The organism is Sphingobacterium sp. SG20118 (genome assembly GCF_044740685.1).
In the GTDB taxonomy this organism is placed as follows: Bacteria; Bacteroidota; Bacteroidia; order Sphingobacteriales; family Sphingobacteriaceae; genus Sphingobacterium.
Genome location: NZ_CP172826.1, coordinates 1,050,073 through 1,070,954 on the forward strand (window position 1 = coordinate 1,050,073; position 20,882 = coordinate 1,070,954).

Genomic DNA, 20,882 nt, shown 5'->3' on the forward strand with positions numbered 1-20,882 from the left:
CATTCATGTATTTCAAATCATGGATACTGCTCTCAATTAGTTTTTTTGGTTTGTGCAGCTTAACTGCTGCACGAACTGAACAAACTTCTTATTCTCCAAAATCTCTCCAAAAAATTATCTTATCAGGACCTGCACAGGGGACATCTTATCATATTACTTACTTTGAATACAGCGAAACAGTTTCGAAAAGTGATATTGATAGTATCTTGAAATCTATTGATTTATCGATGTCGATTTACCATAGAGAGTCGACAATCAATAAATTCAATAATCACAATGGCGGCCCTATAAAACTTGATCCTCATTTTCAAAAAGTAATGCAGGCATCTGTTTATTATAACCGGATTACGAATGGTATTTTCGACATTACTGTTGCTCCTCTTGTTCAATTGTGGGGGTTTGGCCCTAAGCAAATAAAAAAGTTCCCCGATTCTACTGAAATAGCGACGACTTTGCTGTCCGTCGGGATGGATAAATTGATATGGAAGGCTCCTTACCTAGACAAAAATAACTCAACTGTCAGTATTGATGTCAATGGCATCGCACAAGGATATTCGGTAGATGTTTTAGCCGAATTTTTAGAACGTAAGGATATTAAAAATTACATCGTTGAGTTGGGAGGGGAAATGCGCATAAAAGGAAAGAATTTAGAGGGTGATTATTTTAAAATCGGTATTGAAAGACCGACTTCAGATGATAATCAACATTTGAAAACTGAGGTGGTATCGATTAAATCTGGGGCATTGACCACAGCAGGAAATTTTGAGAAGTTCATGATGAATGGACAACAGAAAATCAGTCACCATGTTAATCCGTTGACAGGATATATGTTTTCAAGCCCAATAGTCAGTGTCACTGTTTATGCTAAAACCGCAATGGAAGCTGATGCACTTGATAATTATTTTATGGCTTTGACAGCAGATGAGATTATTCATTTTGTGGAAAAGAAGAAGAATTTAGAAGTTTATATTATATTTAAAAATGATAAAGGAGAAATAGAAGAAAGGTATTCGAAAGGATTTTCCGCTTTTTTTCTCAATAAAACAAGATAATAGACATTATGAAAAGGTCAGAGTTTTTAAAAAATACATTATTAGTAGCGGGTTTCTGCCGTTAGCTTAACTGCTTTAGGTGGTGAAGCTTCACAAACTCAAAAAAATAAAGCAGGTGCATTATTTAATTTAGACTATGCCCCACATCAAGGGATGTTCAGTGCTAGTGCTGGCAAAAGTTTCGTAGATGAAATCAAATACATGCATGAATTGGGCTTCAGAAGCATAGAGGACAATGGAATGCCAGGTCGAAGCATTGATGAACAAAAGAAAATTGGCGAAACGTTAGCAGCTCTTGGAATGCGAATGGGAGTATTTGTTGTACCAAAAGGTGGTAATGGTGCAAATACATTAGCTGCAGGAAAGCAAGATTTTGTAGATATCTTTTTAAAAGGATGTAAAGAATCTGTGGAAGTTGCTAAACGTGTAAATGCTAAATGGGTAACAGTTGTTCCTGGTGATTACGAACGTAATTTATCCATTGGTGTGCAAACTGGGAATGTAATTGAAGCCTTGAAAAGAGGCGCTGAGATATTTGAACCACATGGTATAACAATGGTCTTGGAACCCTTAAGTGATAGCCCTGACCTGTTTTTGAGATATTCCGACCAGACGTATGAAATCTGTAAAGGAGTGGGGAGTCCTTCTTGTAAATTATTGTATGATGCTTATCATATGCAAAAGAACGAAGGTAATCTGATTCATAAAATGAATGAATGTTGGAATGAAATTGCCTATGTCCAAGTTGGAGATAATCCCGGTAGAAGAGAACCCACAACTGGTGAAATAAATTACAAAAATGTTTTTAAATGGCTTCATGAGAAGGGATTTAAAGGCGTAGTAGGTATGGAGCATGGTATGTCCAAAGGCGGCAAGGTAGGTGAAGAAGCGTTAGTGAATGCATACCGAGAAGTAGATAATTTCTTAGTGTAACTTGTACATTTGTTTTTTTTATCCTAAATTGTCATTATATAATCCAATTATTGATAGAATTCTCTTAAAAAAAATTAAAATAATCCAAACTTATAATGTCTACATCTATTAGATTTAAATTGTCGTTCATGATGTTCCTAGAGTTTTTTATCTGGGGCGCATGGTTCGTTACATTAGGTACATACCTAAGTAAAAATTTACAAGCACAACCGCTCGAAATCGCGAATGTCTTTTCTACACAATCTTTAGGAGCGATTATCGCACCTTTTATCATTGGTATGATTGCCGATCGTTACTTCAATGCCGAGCGTATATTGGGAGTCTTACATATTATTGGTGCTGTTTTGATGTATCAAATGTATACCGCGACAGAGATATCTACATTTTATCCATATGTATTGGCTTACATGGTACTTTACATGCCGACGTTATCTTTAGTGAATTCAGTTTCTTTTAGACAATTAAGCAATCCAGAAAAGCAATTCTCAAATATCCGTATCTGGGGAACTATTGGTTGGATTATAGCAGGTCTTTCGATCAGTTACCTATTCAAATGGGACGCTGCGGAAGCATCTTCTGCAGGAGCCTTGAAAAACACGTTTTTAATGGGAGCTGTAGCTTCATTAGTTTTGGGTCTATTCTCATTTACTTTACCTAAAACTCCTCCAATTAAAATCGAATCTGATCAGAAGCCTTCTTTTGCATCCATTATCGGTTTGGATGCCATCAAATTGCTGAAAGATCGCAACTTCTTGATTTTCTTTATTTCTTCTATTTTAATCTGTATTCCTTTGGCATTTTATTATCAAAATGCGAATCCGTTTTTAGATCAAATAGGGATGGAGAAACCCAACCGGTAAAATGACTATTGGTCAGATTTCAGAAGTGTTATTTTTATTAGCATTGCCAGTTTTCTTTAGCAAATTTGGTTTCAAGAAAACGATATTGGTGGGTATGCTTGCTTGGGCGTTGAGATATGTCTTATTCGCATATGGTAACGCTGGAGATCTTTCATTCATGTTGATTCTAGGTATTGCATTACACGGTATCTGTTATGATTTCTTTTTCGTTTCGGGACAGATTTATACAGACAGTAAAGCTGGAATTAAATATAAAAGTGCTGCACAAGGTTTGATTACATTGGCGACATATGGAGTTGGTCAGTTAATTGGATTCTGGGTTGCAGGTTTTATCGGAGAGAAATATGCCTATTTACAAGAATCTAATGTGGCAGATTTCTGGAAACAAACATGGATTATTCCAGCAGGAATTGCATGCGTAGTATTTGTTATTTTCTTAGTTGCTTTTAAAGATGAGAAAGTAGAAAATAAAGTTGTTTCCGAGTAATAATTAAAAAAACTAAAACTAAACATAAATTTAAAATGGCTGAAAATAACACTTATGATGCTATTGTCATTGGTTCAGGAATCAGTGGTGGATGGGCAGCAAAGGAATTAACAGAAAAGGGTTTAAAAACCCTTATGTTAGAACGTGGTCGTAATATTGAACACGTGAAAGATTATCCTGCAGCAAATAAAAATCCTTGGGATTTTCCACATGCTGGGGGCCGAACGCAAGAGATGATTAAAGAACGTCCAGTTTTAAGTAGAGATTATCCACTCAATGAAAAAAACTTGGACTTTTGGGTTAACGAAGAAGAGAGTCCTTATACCGAAACAAAACGTTTTGATTGGTATAGAGGTTACCACGTAGGTGGTCGTTCATTGATGTGGGGCAGACAGTCTTATCGTCTTGGCGATTTAGACTTTGAAGCAAATTTAAAAGATGGACACGGCGCAGATTGGCCGATTCGTTATAAAGATATCGCTCCTTGGTATAGTTATGCAGAGAAATTTGCAGGTATCAGTGGTAATCGTGATGGTTTAGATGTATTGCCAGATGGTGATTTTATGCCGGCTATGGCGATGAATATCGTAGAGAAAGATTTAGCAGCTCGTTTGAAGAAAGAATATAGCGGGAATCGCCATTTTATTATGGGAAGAACAGCTAATATCACTGTTCCTCATCACAATCGTGTTAACTGTCAATATCAAAATCAATGTTGGTTAGGTTGTAATTTTGGTGCTTATTTCAGCACACAATCGGCAACGTTGCCAGCAGCAGTAGCAACAGGTAATTTGACATTACGTCCTTTCTCAATCGTAACGAAGATCATCTATGATAAGAATACAAAGAAAGCTACAGGGGTTGAGATTATCGATGCTGAAACGAATCAAACATATGAGTTTTATGCTAAAGTTATCTTTGTGAATGCTTCGGCATTTAACTCTACTTGGGTATTGATGAATTCAGCTACTGATGTATGGGAAGGTGGACTTGGAAGTAGCAGCGGCGAATTAGGTCATAATGCAATGGACCATCACTTCCGTTGTGGTGCAGGTGGACGAGTTGAAGGTTACCTAGACAGCTATGTATTTGGTCGTAGACCAACAGGATTATATGTACCTCGCTTTGTTAACGTTGCTGGTGATGATAAAAAACGTGATTACGTACGTGGTTTTGGTTATCAAGGTGCCGCAAGTCGTGGACGTTGGTCAGGTGAAGTAGCAGAAATGAGCGTAGGTGGCGCATGGAAAGATGCGATTACTGAGGCAGGTGATTGGGGAGTAGGTTTTACAGCCTTCGGGGAGATTCTACCATATCATGAAAATAAAATTAGCTTAGATAAAACGAAAAAGGATAAATGGGGCCTTCCTGTTTTAGCCATGGACGTTGAAATCAAAGACAATGAATTGAAGATGCGTGGCGACATGCAGAACGAGATGAAGGAAATGTTGGAGAAAATTGGTGTTAAAGACGCGTATACTTATGATAATGTATATGGTTTTGGCCAAGGTATTCATGAGATGGGAACTGCTCGTATGGGTAGAGATCCAAAATCATCTGTATTAAATGGTAATAACCAAGTATGGGATGCACTCAATGTTTTTGTAACGGATGGAGCAGCGATGGCTTCTGGAGGTTGCGTAAACCCTTCATTGACCTACATGGCATTAACTGCTAGGGCGGTTGATTTTGCAGTAAGCGAACTGAAAAAAGGTAACCTATAATCATCAATAAATCTAAATTATGGAAAAGAACAATTCGTCAAGAAGAGACTTTCTAAAAAAAGCAGCCTTATTTGGTGCTGGAGTAACCATTTTACCTCGCCATGTTTTAGGTGGTGCTGGGTTTACCGCACCTAGTGATATGCTGAACGTAGCATCGGTAGGAGTCGGTGGTATGGGAGCAGGAGATATATCGAGATTTGCATCGAGTGGAAAAGCAAATATTGCTTTTCTATGTGATGTGGATACCCGTCGTGCAGCGGATACAGTGAAGAAGTTCCCTAAAGCAAAATTTTATAAAGACTACCGTGAAATGCTCGATAAAGAGCATAAACATATTGATGCTGTTTCCGTATCAACACCAGATCACCAACATGCCATTGTTGCGTTAGCAGCCATGCAATTGGGGAAACATGTTTACGTACAAAAACCATTGGCTCATGATGTTTGGGAAGCTCGTGCTTTGACACATGCGGCTAAGAAATACAAAGTTGTTACGCAAATGGGGAACCAAGGCTCATCAGGTGATGGTGTAAGACAGATGAGAGAATGGGTTGATGCCGGCATGATAGGTGACCTTAAAGAAATCTACTGTTGGACGGATCGTCCAGTATGGCCTCAAGGCATCCAATGGCCTACTCAAAAAGCAGAAGTGCCAAAAGAGTTGGACTGGGATCTTTGGTTGGGTACTGCTCCGAAAAAGGATTATGTTGAAAAATTGATTCCCTTCAACTGGAGAGGTTGGTGGGATTATGGAACGGGAGCACTAGGTGATATGGGTTGCCATAATATGGAAGCTCCGTTCAGTATCTACGGACTTCAATATGTGAAAGACGTACAAGCTACTGTAGGTTCGGTATATGTAGATGAATTTAAAAGAGGATACTTCCCAGAAAGTTGCCCACCGTCAAGTTATGCGGTGATGACATTTCCGAAAACAGATAAGACGACCGGAGATGTTAAATTGCACTGGATGGATGGTGGAATCCAACCGCCGAGACCAGAGGAATTAGGCGCAAATGAAGCGTTTGGCGACGGTGGTAACGGTATTTTATTTATTGGAACCAAAGGTAAAATATTAGCAGATACTTATGCAGCTAATCCTAGATTATTACCTACTTCCACTAACTATCCAACACCAAAACAAACCTATGCCCGCGTTAAAGGTGGTGCAGATGGTCACTGGGCACAATGGGTAGAGGGCTGTATTGCCGGATACGGTAAGATGGAAATGTCTTCTCCATTTGAAATTGCAGGACCTTTAACTGAGGCTTTATTGATGGCTAACTTGGCAATCCGTGGATCGGATTTAAAAGTGAATAATGATTATCCTGGAAGAAATTTACGTCTATTATGGGATAATGATAATATGCGTGTCACTAATTTTGATGAAGTAAACCAGTTCGTAAAACGAAATTATCGTCCAGGCTGGGAAGTAAATTATACATTTTAAGTATTAAAAGAGATTGATTATGAATAGAAGAGAAGCAATTCGACGTGCTGCCATGTTGATGGGAGGGGTGGTCATTGGTTCAAGCCTTTTTCTTGAAGGGTGTTCACGTTCTGCTACTAAACAGATTGAATCCTTATTTGAGCCTAAGACAACAGATTTATTAGGTGATTTAGCAGAGGCTATTTTACCTCAAACTTCTACGCCAGGAGCTAAGGAAGCAGGTGTAGGAAGCTTTATCCCAGTAATGGTAAGAGATTGTTATACCAATGAACAACAAAAAGTGTTCATGGATGGTATCAATAATTTAGATAAAAAAGCACAAGAGTTAACGAAGAAAAATTTCTTGGATCTATCTGCTGAAGAACGTACAAATTTTGTGAATCTATTAGACAAAGAAGCTAATGAGTTTAATAACAAGCAAAATGAGGAAACGAAAGAGGAACGTGAAAAGAATGCTGTTAAACAAAATGAATTATATAGGGAAGTTGAAAGCAAACCACCTCATTGGTTCACGATGTTTAAGCAATTGACTTTAACAGGATATTTCAACTCAGAACTGGGCTTGACAAAAGCATTACGTTACGTGAAGATTCCTGGAAAGTTTGACGGTAATTATCCTTATAAAAAAGGGGATAAAGCTTTTGCTGGTTAATAAAACCTTGTTGGTTAACGATAAAAAAAGGAGTATTTCAGCTGAAATACTCCTTTTTTTTGTTAGGTATTATTAACAATATTACTCCAATAGTGAACACTATATAGAAAATAAAAAACCGTTCTAAGCTGGCTTTACCTTGTTTCTATTTCTAAAGCGAATGAAATTCGTTCTTGTTTAGTGACTGTCATAAAATAACCTTTTTCTGTTGAGTTTCCGCTGATTTCGACGGTATCATTGTAACGTAGTTCTTTCAAATAATTCATTTCTATTGACACGATTTGGTTGGTTAATACCAGTTCCATCGGCAATAGATCCATGCACCAGTCGAGATATTTGACATTATTGGCATGGTTGACAATATCTAAATCAGATATTTTAACAGTATAATTCCCTATTGGTTTAACAACCTGTGTTAGGTTTAATCTTGAAAAAGGTTTTTGCGTACTGGAGCGGTCTGAAAATGTTTTAAAATCACCAATTGGAACGGCCAATTCTCCAGGAGCCCTCTTGACAGTGTTGATTACTGCCCAATAGCTTGTCGCTGTTACATACAATTGATCATTGACATAGATTTCAAAATTACGAGTCGATTTAGAACCCTCCAAGTTTTGTATCCATGTTTTGATCCTGACAACATCCATCCATTTGGGCAAACGATTAATCTCGAATCGGATACGACTTAAAACCCAAGATTGGTTGTTTTTAGCCATTTCCTTAAAACCAAAACCAGCAATAGTCGCATGTTCCCCAGCAGTGAGCTGTAGTAAATTAGAAAGATCAGAATAGCGGATTCTGGCATTTGAATAGCATTGCGTAAAATTGATTTCCCAGTTTTTTTCAAATGTTGAAATGTCCATTTTTGATAAGTTTTAACAAAAATACTTAATATTATGAAGTCGCCTGTTCTGATTTGTAAAATATATGTTAAAATCTAAATAGTATTGCTATTATATCGAGTAATGCCTATATTTAAATAAGGTTAAGCATACGTTATAGCAGGTAGAAACGTTATAAATAAAATGTCTTATTTAATCAGAATTGTCAATTATAAATTATTAGTAGTATGATCGGAGAATTGATAGAAAAAGAGCAAATCTCTTCATTCAAAATTGTCGCGGCGAATGAAGATAGAAGTCTAACGTTTTTAGAAACATTAAAAGGAGCTTTAAGATTAGGTAATGAATTTAAATCCAAGACGACGATAGCCTTTCAGACAGAGGCTGGTCCAAAAAAAGTTGAAACAACGGTTTGGTCGTTAACAGATAAGTATCTTCAGATTAAAAGCGGGGTATTGATTCCTCTGAGGTCCATATTGGCAATAGAATATTAAATGCAAATAATTACTTAAAAAAGAAAGGTGCTGAATTTTCAGCACCTTTCTTTTTTCTCTTTGGCAAGATCTATATCTTCTTGATTTAGTTCAAGAGTATGATCTATTTGCTCTAAATTTGCGGATTTTTCGTATTGAAGTTGAATGAGGATTGGAAAATGATCGGAATTGTAATGATGCAATCTTTTCATTTTTTTCAATTTGAAGTCAGTACTACAAAAAATATGATCTAACGGAAATCGCATAAAAAAATGATGGGCATGGAAAGTGTTTAGAAAAAAGCGTCCTCTTCTAGGGTCCAGCAATTGGCTTGTTTTTAAAAATAAATCGGTAGTGTAACTCCAAGCCACATCATTTAAATCGCCACATACGATTACAGGAATTTTTGACTTACTTGCTTTATCAGCGATTATTAATAGTTCTTTATCACGTTCCGTAGACCTTGGATTTTCTCCAGGTACAGGGGGAGTAGGGTGAACGGCGTATACTTGAATGACCTGACCACTGGGTAATATAACTTTTGTATGGATTGAAGGGATATCATGCTCTACTAAAAACTTGATTTCACTATCTTTTAACTCATATTTAGAATAAAGCAGCATACCGTAAGTATTGTCAATTGGTTGCTCTACGCGATAAGGAAAAGCATTCGTAGCCTCTTTTATTTTATGCATCCACTCATGACTAGTTTCCAATAACAGGAGGAGATCTGGGTTGGCTTTCTTTATTTCCTCAATACATCCTGAATAGTTGTCGTTATCTTCAAATACATTCGATATCATGATACTTATTTTTTGATCAGGTATATCTTTTTTAGTTCGTAGAACCTGTTTTTTCCCAAGTGCTGTAAATGGCAGAATCTGTCTCAGGAGATACACGATTGTCCCAGATAGTAGACTGATGTAGATATAGAATGCCGTTGTTCTGGAGCAATAAACCACCAGTAAAAAAAGTGCCAATGAGGTTAATACGAGCTTTTGTAATCTGGGGTATTCAAAGACACGGAAGGTCCAATAATCATTCCTAATCAAAGGAATAAAGCTTATAACAATAAGTAAGGAGGAGAAAATGTAAATAGCTGTATCCATATTCTATTTTTTTATTCCGTTAAAAATAGAAAAATAATTGAAAATAGATGGAAAAATTGCTAAAACAAAAATTGATTTTATTTCTTAAGTATGTTGGTAATAAGAAGTAATAAATCATTTAGGAGAACGATGTGATGAAGACTCCTAAATGATTTAAATAACTATAGTTACTCTTCGTATAAACGTTCCACCGAAAAACCGTTTTGCTTTAGGTTTAACGCTATTTCAAAAGCTTGGATATTTAGCGCTTCTAGTTTTAGAATCAGTCCGTTACTTAAACGGTTAATTTTAATAGTAACGATATTGGGGATTTTCTTTAAAGTCTCCTCTAATTGAATGATTTTGTCATCATTAATTAGCATAGTTTCAAAAATGTATTTTTCCATAACATTAAATATTAAGGTTTTAAAATCAAAGTACTGGGTATTATCTTTGTCCATTGTTCTTTTTCAAAAGAAATTTGTTTCCACGCCACGAAACTGATGAGCATGATGTCGAATTGTGCGTAGTCTATAGTATGCGTGTTAACTTCATCAATTACAGTAATATGATTCGGTGCGGCATAGTCTAGCGAACGAATTGCCTCTTTAAGCTCTACCGAATTTTTAATAATATGATCATCGTCTAAGAAGGTGATATTTACGGCACTGTTTTGGACTAATTTATGTACGTAAATTAAAATAAAGCTGTCACTAACCGATTTGATGGGTACAAGTATATTTTTAACTATTTTGGGGAGACCTTTATCTACCAAAATCCCACATGGAATTTCAATCGATTTTAAAAGTGCAGTGGTATTATCTTCAAAACCACTGTGATTAAATAAGTTTTCTTTACCAGTTAAAGAACCTAATAATCTTTCTGGATTTACGACTTTACTTGTAAAACCAATAATACTACCAAGTACTGATCCCTCATAGACCGATTGACCAATACCCGTTAACAATAGGTCGAAATCTTCTTCGTTAGCCATTTTAGCTATATCTTCGTTGATGTTGTCAGTTCCTCTAAAAATTGCGGTATAGGGCTGATCTAATTTTTCACTTTCATCATTTAATAAGGAGAAATTATCCCTTTCGTATTCTATCGAGTTATAAGTGTTCAATTCATTTCCAATGGAGAGGTGTAAAGCTGTTACCGTACTGTTTTCCTGCGATTTTTTTGTTAGCATATTTGCTATACGTAAAAGAGTTTTCCCAGAATTTGGATTACCAAATGAAATCAAAATGTTGTATTTATTCTTTTTAGAAATAAGGTCTGCATTATTTTCAATTTCGGGTTTAAAAAACTTATTGATGAGGTCCAATGCAGGGCCTGTCATAAATGTTGTGATCAGGGCCATCAATACTAATATCGCGAACATTTCATCGGTAAGCACTCCAAGGTCATATCCAATATTCAGAGCAATCAATTCCATTAATCCCCTTGTATTCATTAAAGCTCCGATGGTTAGACTACTGTGCCAATTTTGGCCGACAAATCTCGCTGATAAAGCACTTCCAATAAATTTACCGACTACGGCAATGGTAACTACCCAGAAACAGGTTTGCCAATGTTCAGCTTCATTAAGTAATCCAATCTGTGTACGAAGGCCTGTGTATACAAAAAACAATGGCAGAAGAAGCACCTGTGCAACGTCTTCAACTTTTTCAATGAAGATGCTTCTAAAACTCGTGTTAGTAGGCATGATCACACCAGCCATAAAAGCTCCGAATAGAGCATGTATGCCAATGACTTCCGAGGTCCATGAAGAGATGAGTAATGTGAGAAAAAATACGCCTACAATAGATTTTCCCAATCGTTCTTTAGTAGTATGAAGATCGCCGATACGTTGTAGAAATGGTTTCACAAGTCGAACCATCACTAGCACATAAGCTACAGCAAAAGCAATCGTATAAATTGCACTCACAACAGATCCCGCTTTTACTACCGCAATCACAGCTGCCAAAAGACACCATGCTGTGATGTCGTCAGCGGCTGCACATGTGATGGCGATTGATCCTAAACGAGTCTTGCTCATACCTCTTTCCTGTACTATTCTTGCCAATACAGGAAAAGCAGTGATACTCATGGATATCCCGATAAATAAGGCATAAGATAAAAATGAAATACCTTCCGGCGCGGTGGACTGAAAGATAACATACGCTAAACCCATTCCAAGTAGAAAGGGAAAAATAATACTAACATGACTGATAACAATGGCATCTTGCGCTTTGTTTTTTAAGATTTTTAGATCTAACTCCATGCCTACCACGAACATAAAAAGTACAAGTCCTATTTGGCTGAGCACCCCCAAATTACCTAGTGAACTCGCAGGAAAAAGGAATAAGGATAGTTCTGGAAAATAATTTCCTAAGAGAGATGGACCTAGTGCAATACCGGCTACAATTTCCCCAATTACCGAAGGTTGTCCTATTTTTTTTAATAAGATTCCAAAAATTCGGGCTACAAATATGATGGTTATTATCTGCAACATCAGGATAGCTAAAGGGTAGGAGAGATTTTCCTTTAGGTGATTTATAAAATGAGACCAAGCAGAATGTGCAGGGGTTTGATTATTGATATCAGTTCGGATTTCGAAGAGTGTTCCTTGCTGTACAATAAAATAACCTAAGGATATCCCTAAGATTAAAATTATCAGGTAAAAAAAAGTGGATCTATACTTGCCTTTTAACATATTTTTGTCTGCTTGTAAGCAACAAGTATAACCGCTAAAAGATTCTCTACAAACTTAATTCGTAAATTTTGTACCGAACGAAGATAAAAATGTACTAAACAGTCAGGCTACTCATAAAATGGGCTTTGTATGGTGAAGAGAGAATAAGTTGTACCTCTGGAGGTACACCCTTTATTTTACAGATGACATATTGTGCGGTATAGGAAGTCACCGCAGCTAATGAAACGACATTTCGCCGATTAATTTGACAGAATTTTCCTGTAGGAAGAAGCGTTATAAGCTCTTCGAGACTTATGTTTTTTGCTAGAATATGCTGTCCGTCTGTCATATTTATATATTTATCCCTTCTATCGTGATCAGCAACCTCAATATAAGAAATTAGAGCTGCGTTAATCCTAGTTTTACCTTGGTTACTATTCAACTCGATTATATCCAAGCTTGATTCTTCAAAAAATTGGAGCCATTTTACGGCTTTATCGAAAGCAATCTGTAATCTATCCGCTTGATAAGGTTTACGTAAATAATCGACAGCATGTAAATCAAATGCATCAGCTGCATACTCTTTGTAAGCTGTTGAAAATATAATCGCTTTATCGGGTAATCGCTTTGCTATATCGAGACCATTCATACCAGGCATATGGATATCGAGAATACAAGTGTTGAAATCTAGGTTGTTGCTCTGTTCTAAAAATTTATAGGGATTATTGAAACTTTTGACGATTTCAACACCCTTAAAATCTTGACATACCGCTTGCAGGTAGCTCAGGGAAGGAAGTTCATCATCCAATAGGATACATTTAATCATTTTTGTATAATTTTATTTTTACCGTTACCGTATAGATACCTTCTTTTTGCTCTGTGTTAAGATGATAATCAGAACCATATATTTTTTTCAATCGCTGAGCAAAGGTTTTATTACCCAATCCCCCTAAGTTTGACGTTGTAAACTGTTTAGGTTGAATTCGGTTAGATACGATGAGGATAAATTGATCATCCATCACTTCAAATACAACTGAAATGAAGCTGTTTTCATTTTGAACATCAGCATGTTTAAATGCATTTTCTATTGGATTGATGGTCATAAACGGAGCGATAAACAATTCCCCGGCTTCAGGACTGATTTTTTTACGAATGTGAAGGTCAAATAGTGGACTTATTTTAAGTTTATTGATCTCAATCAGGTTCTGAGCGAATGCAATCTCATCTTTCAGTTTGACAAATTTTCCATCTGTTTCGTAAAGAATGTAATCCAATACATTGGATAGTTTGTCTAGTGCATGATAACTTTGGTAAGCGTGTGATTGGATTGCATTTAATGCATTTTTTAGCAAATGTGGATCTAATTTATAATCAATTGATTCATCTGGAAATGCGACACTGCTGATTTCACGACTCTGTCTTATCAATAACTCGTTTTGACGTTTTAAGTTACGCGTTTTCCAATAGAGATAGCCAATTAATAGGATAGCAGCTATAATTCCGATAATCAATAAACAATAATAAAAAGGGGACATACTATTCTATTTTATTCTAATATAGCAATTTTCTAAAAAGACTTGGTGCTTTTAGGGTTGCTCTTTTGTGAAAACGCAGATTTAATCAGTTATTCTTAAACAAGAAAAGCTCATCTTTTGGATGAGCTTTCTTGTACCTAGGGCGGGAATCGAACCCGCACTTCCTTAACGGAAACAGGATTTTAAGTCCTGCGTGTCTACCAGTTCCACCACCTAGGCAGGTGATATTAATGTGGAGCGAAAGACGAGATTCGAACTCGCGACCCCAACCTTGGCAAGGTTGTGCTCTACCAGCTGAGCTACTTTCGCATTGTTAACAGTCAACAGTTGTTTTCTGTTTTGGTGATGCAAATATACGGCGATTTTTCAAAATTCAAAATTTAAATAAGCACTTTTTTATATATTCGATGTAATCCCCTCAGACTAAGTATATTTGTTTTGTAGGATATTCATGAATGCTTCAACATTACTGGTTTCTCTACCATTAAGAATTCATTTATAACCGAAATAGTGCATTTTATTATCTCATGTTGCGTATAGAGGGAGTATTGAAGTAGGGGATCATGAATACTTTTGATTTCGCTATGTTATGCGCTATAGCTATTCATTAATAGTAAAGAAAAATTAATATTAATATCGATAACAGCATTAAAACAAAAAAGCTCATCTTTTGGATGAGCTTTTTTGTACCTAGGGCGGGAATCGAACCCGCACTTCCTTAACGGAAACAGGATTTTAAGTCCTGCGTGTCTACCAGTTCCACCACCTAGGCAAGGTGTATTTAGTGGAGCGAAAAACGAGATTCGAACTCGCGACCCCAACCTTGGCAAGGTTGTGCTCTACCAGCTGAGCTATTTTCGCTTTTGATACTGCAAATATAGGCAGATTATAGATACTACAAAATGTTTTTTTACTGTTAAAACGTAATTCCCTCAAATGAAGCGAGATAATTTTTAAGATATCAGAAATCTAGTACAATTACACGTGAATTGTGCTCAATTTGCGGTACAGCTAAGTAAGAGCTACGATTATCGTAGGGTAGTTTTTCTTTATTAAAGCTAAAAACTAATCGTATTGAACCGCCAGTGGTACGCATCGACAAGCGTAAGCTTGTTGCTATCGACCGGAAGTTCGGTTATGATTTTCAGAACCTGCATGGCCATCATACTACCGATGATACCTGGGAGCGGACCCAATACCCCATATTGTTCACAAGTAGGGGCATCTTCCGGACGAGGTGCCTCGGGATATAAATCCCGAAGTTGTTTACTCCCCTTATAATTGAAAACAGCCATTTGCCCTTCAAAGGCGAAAATACTACCATAAACCAATACTTTGTTTGTTCGAACACAGGCATCATTGACGATGTACCGCGTATTGAAATTATCGGAACCATCTACAACGATGTCATAATCTTGAATAATAGATTCTGCATTCTCAATGTTTATTTTTATAAATAGGCAATCGATGTTGACAGATGAATTCAGCTCTTGGATAAATGTCGATGCACTATATACTTTTTCCTGCTGTACCCGTTTTTCATTGTGGATAATCTGTCGATTAAGATTATGGATTTCTACATGATCAAAATCTATAATCCCTAAATTGCCAACTCCTGCAGCTGCCAGATACTGAAGTACTGGTGAAACCCAGTCCTCCAGCCCCAATAACCAAGACTTTCGCAGCCATTATTTTTTGCTGCCCTTCAATGCCAATTTCGTTAATGAAGATTTGACGGGAATACCGATCAAAAGCATCGTGTGGTTGCATATATAAATGAATTTTTCGTTTTATTTGATATTAATTTCCAGAATAACTTACCTCCCAATCTTTCATGATAGGGTCATACCCAGCTTGTCTAATGACATCCTGCATGGTTTCCATACTACGTTCATCGCTGATTTCAAATTGCTCGAGCGATTGTGGGTCCACAACATAACCACCTGGGTTAGTTTTGGAAGCGGCACTCATACTCGTGACACCGATTGGAATAATATGGTCTCTAAATTTTTCACGTTCACGTGTTGATATGGAAATTTCCAAATGCTCATTCCATAGCCGATATGCGCAGATCAATTGGAGTAGATCGCGGTCTTCCATAATAAAATTTGGTGTTGACACTCCTTCAGCCGGACGTAATCTTGGAAACGAAACTGAATATTTTGTGCGCCAATAGTGTTTTTCTAAGTAATCAATATGTAATGCATTGAAAAAGCTGTCCACCCGCCAGTCTTCAAGGCCTAAAAGAACCCCTAATCCGATTTTATGGATACCCGCTTGACCGATCCGGTCGGGTGTATCCAAACGATATTCAAAATTTGATTTCTTGCCTTTCGGATGGTATGTTTTATATACTTCTTGATGGTAGGTTTCTTGATATACTAACACAGCATGGACACCCTCTTCTTGTAAGATGTGATATTCTTCCAATTGTAAAGGTTGTACCTCAATTGATATTTGAGAAAAATGGGGTTTCAATAAGGTGATGGCATTTCTGAAGTAATTGATATCTACCGTTTTATTGGCCTCGCCACTGACCAATAGAACGTGGCTGATACCCATTGCTTTCAATGCCATGGCTTCCAGCAGTAATTCGCCGTTTGAAAGTGTCTTTCGCTTGATCTTATTGTCCATACTAAACCCGCAATAAGTACAGATATTCTGACATTCATTACTCAGGTATAATGGTGCATACAATTGAATGGTTTTACCAAATCTTTGCTGCGTTATACGCTGCGTCATCTGTGCCATTTTTTCCAATTCGGTCGCTGCTGCAGGAGATAAGAAAGTGAGGAAATCGTTTAGGTTTCTTTTTTCCTTATGTAGGCTTCTTCTTACATCCTCAACTGTTGTGTTATATATCTTTCGCTTGATATCTTGCCATTCATATTGCGCAAATAGTTCCTGAAAAGCTTGCATAGTTATATTTTAATCAATTAAAAATGAGGTTAAAGGACTGGATGCTATAGCCCGATTTTCCGATACGCCCAGACCCGCTTGAAAAGCTTTTCGACCCGCTATTACGGCTTCTTTAAATGCTTCGGCCATCTGTATGGGATATTGCGCTGACGCAATGGCGGTGTTGACCAATACCGCATCCGCACCAATTTCCATCGCTTTCGCAGCATCCGAAGGTGCACCAATACCGGCATCAATAATCACCGGAACATGACTTTGGGCAATGATCATTTCTAAGAAATCCAACGTGCGCAAACCTTTATTACTCCCAATTGGCGCAGCTAAAGGCATCACTGCAGCTGTTCCGACATCTTCGAGTCTTTTACATAGAACGGGGTCGGCATGTATATATGGAAGTACGATAAAACCCAGTTTTGCGAGTTGTTCAGTGGCGAGCAACGTTTCAATTGGATCAGGCATGAGGTAACGGGAATCTGGATGAATTTCCAGTTTTATCCAATCTGTTTCCAAGGCTTCACGCGCAAGCTGTGCCGCTAAAATGGCTTCTTTTGCATTACGAACACCAGAAGTATTGGGTAATAAGTGTACATGAGGAATTTGTAAAGCCTCTAAAAATGTGTCCGAAGAAGATTGATGATCTAAACGTTTTAGAGCCATCGTCACCAACTCAGATCCAGACGCTTTAATAGCATCATGCATTTGGTTGAGATGACCAAACTTCCCTGTTCCTAAGAAAAGTCTGGATTGGAATATACGATCGGCTATTATTAAATTGTCCATTGTAGTTTGTTTTTGAGTTCTTGAATGAGGTCAGGTTGTTCGGATAGTAGACTAGAAACAGCTACCCCATACAATCCAGCTTCCTGTAGTTGTATAATATCCTCTTGCGAGATACCACCTATGGCATAAATAGGCGGGTAGGTAATGACCTCATTTTTTAATTGTTGCATGATCTGTTGGTATCCATTAAGGCCTAAAATTGGACTTAGTTTTTCTTTGGTTGTCGTGAAGCGCAATGGCCCAAGACCGATATAATCGCAATTTTCTACGATGCGTTGTTTTACGTCAGTCAAGTTATTGGCTGTACCACCGATAATTTTGTCTGGGCCAAGCAATTCCCGAGCTTTCTGTATGCTTGTATCCGTTAACCCCAAATGGACGCCGTCAGCATCAATCGTTTTGGCAATGCCAATATGATCATTGATGATTAGGGTAGCACCGTACTGTATGCATTTTTTTTGCACCCGAATTGCTAAGGCTAATAATTGTACTTCATCGCCTTGTTTCCAACGAAGTTGAATCCAATCGGCACCATACTTGAGCACGTTGTTAATGTTTTTTTCCTGCTCTATGGCGGTTTTCCCTTGCGATATATATTGAATTTTACTGAACATGGTGTTGACCGAGTAAGCTGTCATGACTATTTAAAAATTGTTCGACATAAATTTTCCCCAAGCGGCACGCTGTCCTTAAATCATGACCTAAGGCTATATAAGCTGCGATTGCAGACGACAATACACATCCAGAACCATGCTTCTCCCAAACCTGTGTTCCCGATGGAGGCAAGTGAAATTGTTGGTTTTGTGTATGTAAGATATCTGTTCCTTTAAACTCGCGTTGATGTCCTCCTTTTTGCAAGATGGCAACTTGCGTCGTTTGAATGAAGTCGAGTAGCCCATTTTCCTGAAAATATTCATATTCAAACTGGTTGGGCGTTATCAATTGGAGTTGATTCAGGATAGCTGGAAAACCAGTACAGGGCTGTAGATTGAAAAAATTAAAACCAGAAGTACTGCTGATGACAGGATCCCAAATGATAAACGCATCTTTACAATGCTTTCGGATGGCGTATACTATTTTTACCAAAAATGATGGATTGGGTATAATGCCGATCTTAACTACTGTTATCGGATATTTGACAAGAAGTGTTTCGATAGCAAATAATATATCATGCAGCGCAAACCATTCCAATTGGAAAAGTTTATCAGCAGATTGTAAGGTATTGGCAGTTAATACAGCCATACCCTGAACATGTAGCTGTTCCATTGTTTTGCTATCTGCAAGTACCCCTGCACCTCCGCAGGGATCAAATCCAGCTATGCTGAGTACGTAAGGTCTTTCTGTAGGCATTTTTTTAAACTGATTAAAGGTTGTTCATTTTTCCAGATTGTACCCAGTAGCGCCACACCATCTACGCCAGCCTCATATAGTGTCCCCATGTTTTCGGCATGGATACCTGCAAGTCCAATTAATTGGACTTGCAGGTTGTTTCGAGACGCCAGTTCGTGCTTCACTGAATCAGTTTTTCCATGATTAGGCTTCGAAATACTTGAAAACATAGGACTGAACAGAGCATAAGACCACTGGCTATCCAGCGTATTGAAATCGTCGATGCTATGAACAGATGTCGACCGGATGATATCCTGATCGTATTGGTCCTGTTTATTTGACTTTCGATCATTTTCGTTGAAATGTAGCCTGTTTATCCCCAAGTCTTCAGCAAGATGATGATGACTATGCAAGACAAGGCGATTTCGGTAAGGAAGAGCAATTTCCTGTACAAATAGGGACATTTCCTTATCCGAGAAGGCATATTTTCTGATGTGCAATAATTTCAATCCGGCCTCAAACATCAGATTTATCCAGTACGATTCATGATATACATGCTGTTCTGCAGTGATCACAATGATCATAAATACAATTCTTTACCTTGTTCTATAAATTCTTTGGACATGTCCATCATTCCTTGTTCGGCAGCATCACGAATCTCTTGCGTAATCTTCATAGAGCAGAATTTAGGACCGCACATGGAACAGAAGTGTGCTACTTTAGCGCCATCTGCAGGTAGTGTCTCATCATGAAATTCTCGTGCGGTATCTGGGTCTAAAGAAAGATTGAACTGGTCTTCCCAACGGAATTCAAATCTTGCTTTGCTCAAGGCATTGTCACGATATTGAGCACCAGGATGGCCTTTAGCAAGATCGGCAGCATGCGCGGCCAATTTATAGGTGATCACACCATCTTTCACATCTTTTCTATTGGGTAGACCCAGGTGTTCTTTGGGAGTCACATAACATAACATGGCACAACCAAACCAACCGATCATAGCAGCACCTATAGCCGATGTGATATGGTCATAACCAGGAGCAATATCTGTCGTCAATGGACCTAATGTATAGAATGGAGCCTCATCACATACTTCCAGTTGTTTGTCCATATTCTCCTTGATCATATGCATCGGTACGTGGCCAGGTCCTTCAATCATGACCTGTACATCATGTTTCCAAGCAATTTTCGTTAATTCACCTAAAGTCTCCAATTCAGCAAATTGTGCAGCATCATTGGCATCGGCAATAGAGCCCGGGCGAAGTCCATCACCTAACGAAAAAGCAACATCGTACTGTTTCATAATCTGACAGATGTCTTCAAAATGAGTGTATAGGAAATTTTCTTTATGATGAAACAAACACCATTTTGCCATGATAGAACCCCCACGAGATACAATGCCGGTAACACGCTGTGCTGTTAAATGGATATAACGTAAAAGAACACCCGCATGTATGGTGAAGTAGGAGACTCCTTGTTCGGCCTGTTCGATTAAGGTATCCCTAAATATTTCCCAAGTAAGATCTTCCGCTACACCTTTTACTTTTTCTAAAGCTTGATAGATGGGAAACTGTTCCGATTGGAACTGGCGAATTGCGGATAATCCATTCACGTGTTTCATGAATATTTTTACCCGTTGAAAGGTCCATAATCGTATCAGCACCCCAACGACAAGCCCATACCGCTTTGTCTACCTCTTCTTCAATACTGGAAGTAACTGCGCTATTGCCAATATTGGCATTGATTTTAACCAAGAAATTTCGTCCGATGATCATCGGTTCACTTTCTGGGTGGTTGATGTTATTTGGGATGATGGCTCTACCAGCCGCAATTTCCTCACGGACAAACTCTGGTGTAATAGATTTTTTTGGTGTACGAGCTCCAAAACTGTGTCCAGCATGTTGATGTTCCATACCTTTTGTTGCAGCCTGTATCTGTTCAATACGCTGGTTTTCACGGATGGCTACATACTCCATTTCGGGCGTTATGATTCCCTTTCTGGCATAATGCAATTGGCTAACATTTTTGCCATCCAATGCTTTTTTAGGTTTATGGCTGTATTCAAAACGAAGTTGATCCAATTCGAT

The 20,882-nt window shown here is 37.8% G+C and carries 19 protein-coding genes, 4 tRNA genes and 2 pseudogenes; 7 read left to right on the forward strand and 18 right to left on the reverse strand.

The window, feature by feature from the left end:
- Positions 1 to 5 precede the first annotated feature (5 nt).
- The 6 genes and pseudogenes from ACFX5U_RS04855 (at position 6) to ACFX5U_RS04880 (ending at position 7,158) form a co-directional block, all read left to right on the forward strand.
- Entirely contained in the window at positions 6 to 1,052 is a 1,047-nt protein-coding gene (locus tag ACFX5U_RS04855; protein WP_400262651.1) for an FAD:protein FMN transferase, read from the forward strand.
- A gap of 153 nt (positions 1,053 to 1,205) precedes the next feature.
- On the forward strand, positions 1,206 to 1,985 hold the full coding sequence (locus ACFX5U_RS04860; protein ID WP_400262652.1) for a hydroxypyruvate isomerase family protein: 780 nt from the start codon (positions 1,206 to 1,208) through the stop codon (positions 1,983 to 1,985).
- Between the two features lie 95 nt (positions 1,986 to 2,080).
- Positions 2,081 to 3,332: pseudogene (locus tag ACFX5U_RS04865) on the forward strand (nucleoside permease).
- Between the two features lie 35 nt (positions 3,333 to 3,367).
- On the forward strand, positions 3,368 to 5,056 hold the full coding sequence (locus ACFX5U_RS04870; RefSeq protein WP_038696724.1) for a GMC oxidoreductase: 1,689 nt from the start codon (positions 3,368 to 3,370) through the stop codon (positions 5,054 to 5,056).
- Between the two features lie 19 nt (positions 5,057 to 5,075).
- Positions 5,076 to 6,506: a Gfo/Idh/MocA family protein gene (locus tag ACFX5U_RS04875; protein WP_038696725.1), complete on the forward strand. Its 1,431-nt coding sequence runs from the start codon at positions 5,076 to 5,078 to the stop codon at positions 6,504 to 6,506.
- A 19-nt stretch (positions 6,507 to 6,525) separates the two neighbouring features.
- Complete coding sequence (locus ACFX5U_RS04880) at positions 6,526 to 7,158, forward strand: gluconate 2-dehydrogenase subunit 3 family protein (RefSeq protein ID WP_038696728.1); 633 nt, start codon at positions 6,526 to 6,528, stop codon at positions 7,156 to 7,158.
- Positions 7,159 to 7,292: 134 nt separating this feature from the next.
- Here ACFX5U_RS04880 and ACFX5U_RS04885 read toward each other — a convergent pair whose 3' ends face one another.
- Positions 7,293 to 8,018, reverse strand: a complete 726-nt coding sequence (locus ACFX5U_RS04885) for an acyl-[acyl-carrier-protein] thioesterase (RefSeq protein WP_400262653.1) — start codon at positions 8,016 to 8,018, stop codon at positions 7,293 to 7,295.
- Between the two features lie 206 nt (positions 8,019 to 8,224).
- On the opposite strand from ACFX5U_RS04885, the gene ACFX5U_RS04890 reads away from it, so the two are divergent.
- Positions 8,225 to 8,491, forward strand: coding sequence for a hypothetical protein (locus ACFX5U_RS04890; RefSeq protein ID WP_038696732.1), 267 nt, complete (start codon positions 8,225 to 8,227; stop codon positions 8,489 to 8,491).
- A gap of 38 nt (positions 8,492 to 8,529) precedes the next feature.
- Here ACFX5U_RS04890 and ACFX5U_RS04895 read toward each other — a convergent pair whose 3' ends face one another.
- The 17 genes and pseudogenes from ACFX5U_RS04895 to thiC form a co-directional block, all read right to left on the reverse strand.
- On the reverse strand, positions 8,530 to 9,579 hold the full coding sequence (locus ACFX5U_RS04895) for an endonuclease/exonuclease/phosphatase family protein (protein WP_400262654.1): 1,050 nt from the start codon (positions 9,577 to 9,579) through the stop codon (positions 8,530 to 8,532).
- Between the two features lie 167 nt (positions 9,580 to 9,746).
- Complete coding sequence (locus ACFX5U_RS04900; protein WP_144243266.1) at positions 9,747 to 9,965, reverse strand: hypothetical protein; 219 nt, start codon at positions 9,963 to 9,965, stop codon at positions 9,747 to 9,749.
- Between the two features lie 11 nt (positions 9,966 to 9,976).
- Positions 9,977 to 12,256: a cation:proton antiporter gene (locus ACFX5U_RS04905; protein ID WP_400262655.1), complete on the reverse strand. Its 2,280-nt coding sequence runs from the start codon at positions 12,254 to 12,256 to the stop codon at positions 9,977 to 9,979.
- Between the two features lie 94 nt (positions 12,257 to 12,350).
- A complete protein-coding gene (locus tag ACFX5U_RS04910; protein WP_400262656.1) occupies positions 12,351 to 13,061 on the reverse strand; it encodes a LytR/AlgR family response regulator transcription factor in 711 nt (236 codons plus the stop codon).
- Entirely contained in the window at positions 13,054 to 13,770 is a 717-nt protein-coding gene (locus tag ACFX5U_RS04915; protein WP_038696742.1) for a sensor histidine kinase, read from the reverse strand. The genes ACFX5U_RS04910 and ACFX5U_RS04915 overlap by 8 nt, the downstream gene beginning before the upstream one ends.
- Before the next feature lie 134 nt (positions 13,771 to 13,904).
- Positions 13,905 to 13,989, reverse strand: a tRNA-Leu gene (locus ACFX5U_RS04920).
- Positions 13,990 to 14,003: 14 nt separating this feature from the next.
- Positions 14,004 to 14,079 (reverse strand) — tRNA-Gly (locus ACFX5U_RS04925).
- Positions 14,080 to 14,457: 378 nt separating this feature from the next.
- A tRNA-Leu gene (locus ACFX5U_RS04930) sits at positions 14,458 to 14,542 on the reverse strand.
- A gap of 13 nt (positions 14,543 to 14,555) precedes the next feature.
- Positions 14,556 to 14,631 (reverse strand) — tRNA-Gly (locus ACFX5U_RS04935).
- Between the two features lie 197 nt (positions 14,632 to 14,828).
- Positions 14,829 to 15,437, reverse strand: a complete 609-nt coding sequence (locus ACFX5U_RS04940; protein WP_400262657.1) for a HesA/MoeB/ThiF family protein — start codon at positions 15,435 to 15,437, stop codon at positions 14,829 to 14,831.
- A complete protein-coding gene (locus tag ACFX5U_RS04945; protein WP_400262658.1) occupies positions 15,355 to 15,540 on the reverse strand; it encodes a ThiF family adenylyltransferase in 186 nt (61 codons plus the stop codon). Before ACFX5U_RS04945 ends, ACFX5U_RS04940 begins: the two co-directional genes overlap by 83 nt.
- Positions 15,541 to 15,570: 30 nt before the next feature.
- The gene (gene thiH, locus ACFX5U_RS04950) at positions 15,571 to 16,689 is read right to left on the reverse strand and encodes a 2-iminoacetate synthase ThiH (RefSeq protein WP_038696745.1); all 1,119 of its coding nucleotides are present in this window, start codon (positions 16,687 to 16,689) and stop codon (positions 15,571 to 15,573) included.
- 9 nt (positions 16,690 to 16,698) lie between these two features.
- The gene (locus ACFX5U_RS04955; protein ID WP_400262659.1) at positions 16,699 to 17,469 is read right to left on the reverse strand and encodes a thiazole synthase; all 771 of its coding nucleotides are present in this window, start codon (positions 17,467 to 17,469) and stop codon (positions 16,699 to 16,701) included.
- The gene (gene thiE / locus ACFX5U_RS04960) at positions 17,457 to 18,083 is read right to left on the reverse strand and encodes a thiamine phosphate synthase (protein WP_400262660.1); all 627 of its coding nucleotides are present in this window, start codon (positions 18,081 to 18,083) and stop codon (positions 17,457 to 17,459) included. The genes ACFX5U_RS04955 and thiE overlap by 13 nt, the downstream gene beginning before the upstream one ends.
- Positions 18,073 to 18,819, reverse strand: a complete 747-nt coding sequence (locus ACFX5U_RS04965) for a bifunctional hydroxymethylpyrimidine kinase/phosphomethylpyrimidine kinase (RefSeq protein WP_038696751.1) — start codon at positions 18,817 to 18,819, stop codon at positions 18,073 to 18,075. Before ACFX5U_RS04965 ends, thiE begins: the two co-directional genes overlap by 11 nt.
- Positions 18,786 to 19,382 (reverse strand): thiamine phosphate synthase, encoded by a 597-nt coding sequence (locus tag ACFX5U_RS04970; protein WP_400262661.1) that lies wholly within the window; start codon positions 19,380 to 19,382, stop codon positions 18,786 to 18,788. Before ACFX5U_RS04970 ends, ACFX5U_RS04965 begins: the two co-directional genes overlap by 34 nt.
- Positions 19,379 to 20,831 (reverse strand): annotated as a pseudogene (gene thiC / locus ACFX5U_RS04975) (phosphomethylpyrimidine synthase ThiC). Before thiC ends, ACFX5U_RS04970 begins: the two are co-directional and overlap by 4 nt.
- Positions 20,832 to 20,882 lie beyond the last annotated feature (51 nt).

What these genes read in the sequence shown, in the direction of transcription:
- ACFX5U_RS04970 (WP_400262661.1), bottom strand. Translation starts at nt 19,382, where the DNA reads ATGATCATTGTGATCACTGCAGAACAGCATGTATATCATGAATCGTAC.
- ACFX5U_RS04890 (WP_038696732.1), top strand. Translation starts at nt 8,225, where the DNA reads ATGATCGGAGAATTGATAGAAAAAGAGCAAATCTCTTCATTCAAAATT.
- ACFX5U_RS04895 (WP_400262654.1), bottom strand. Translation starts at nt 9,579, where the DNA reads ATGGATACAGCTATTTACATTTTCTCCTCCTTACTTATTGTTATAAGC.
- ACFX5U_RS04870 (WP_038696724.1), top strand. Translation starts at nt 3,368, where the DNA reads ATGGCTGAAAATAACACTTATGATGCTATTGTCATTGGTTCAGGAATC.
- ACFX5U_RS04875 (WP_038696725.1), top strand. Translation starts at nt 5,076, where the DNA reads ATGGAAAAGAACAATTCGTCAAGAAGAGACTTTCTAAAAAAAGCAGCC.
- ACFX5U_RS04955 (WP_400262659.1), bottom strand. Translation starts at nt 17,469, where the DNA reads ATGGACAATTTAATAATAGCCGATCGTATATTCCAATCCAGACTTTTC.
- ACFX5U_RS04860 (WP_400262652.1), top strand. Translation starts at nt 1,206, where the DNA reads ATGTTCAGTGCTAGTGCTGGCAAAAGTTTCGTAGATGAAATCAAATAC.
- ACFX5U_RS04965 (WP_038696751.1), bottom strand. Translation starts at nt 18,819, where the DNA reads ATGCCTACAGAAAGACCTTACGTACTCAGCATAGCTGGATTTGATCCC.
- ACFX5U_RS04910 (WP_400262656.1), bottom strand. Translation starts at nt 13,061, where the DNA reads ATGATTAAATGTATCCTATTGGATGATGAACTTCCTTCCCTGAGCTAC.
- ACFX5U_RS04885 (WP_400262653.1), bottom strand. Translation starts at nt 8,018, where the DNA reads ATGGACATTTCAACATTTGAAAAAAACTGGGAAATCAATTTTACGCAA.
- thiH (WP_038696745.1), bottom strand. Translation starts at nt 16,689, where the DNA reads ATGCAAGCTTTTCAGGAACTATTTGCGCAATATGAATGGCAAGATATC.
- ACFX5U_RS04880 (WP_038696728.1), top strand. Translation starts at nt 6,526, where the DNA reads ATGAATAGAAGAGAAGCAATTCGACGTGCTGCCATGTTGATGGGAGGG.
- ACFX5U_RS04945 (WP_400262658.1), bottom strand. Translation starts at nt 15,540, where the DNA reads ATGCAACCACACGATGCTTTTGATCGGTATTCCCGTCAAATCTTCATT.
- ACFX5U_RS04905 (WP_400262655.1), bottom strand. Translation starts at nt 12,256, where the DNA reads ATGTTAAAAGGCAAGTATAGATCCACTTTTTTTTACCTGATAATTTTA.
- thiE (WP_400262660.1), bottom strand. Translation starts at nt 18,083, where the DNA reads ATGTTCAGTAAAATTCAATATATATCGCAAGGGAAAACCGCCATAGAG.
- ACFX5U_RS04900 (WP_144243266.1), bottom strand. Translation starts at nt 9,965, where the DNA reads ATGGAAAAATACATTTTTGAAACTATGCTAATTAATGATGACAAAATC.
- ACFX5U_RS04855 (WP_400262651.1), top strand. Translation starts at nt 6, where the DNA reads ATGTATTTCAAATCATGGATACTGCTCTCAATTAGTTTTTTTGGTTTG.
- ACFX5U_RS04915 (WP_038696742.1), bottom strand. Translation starts at nt 13,770, where the DNA reads ATGTCCCCTTTTTATTATTGTTTATTGATTATCGGAATTATAGCTGCT.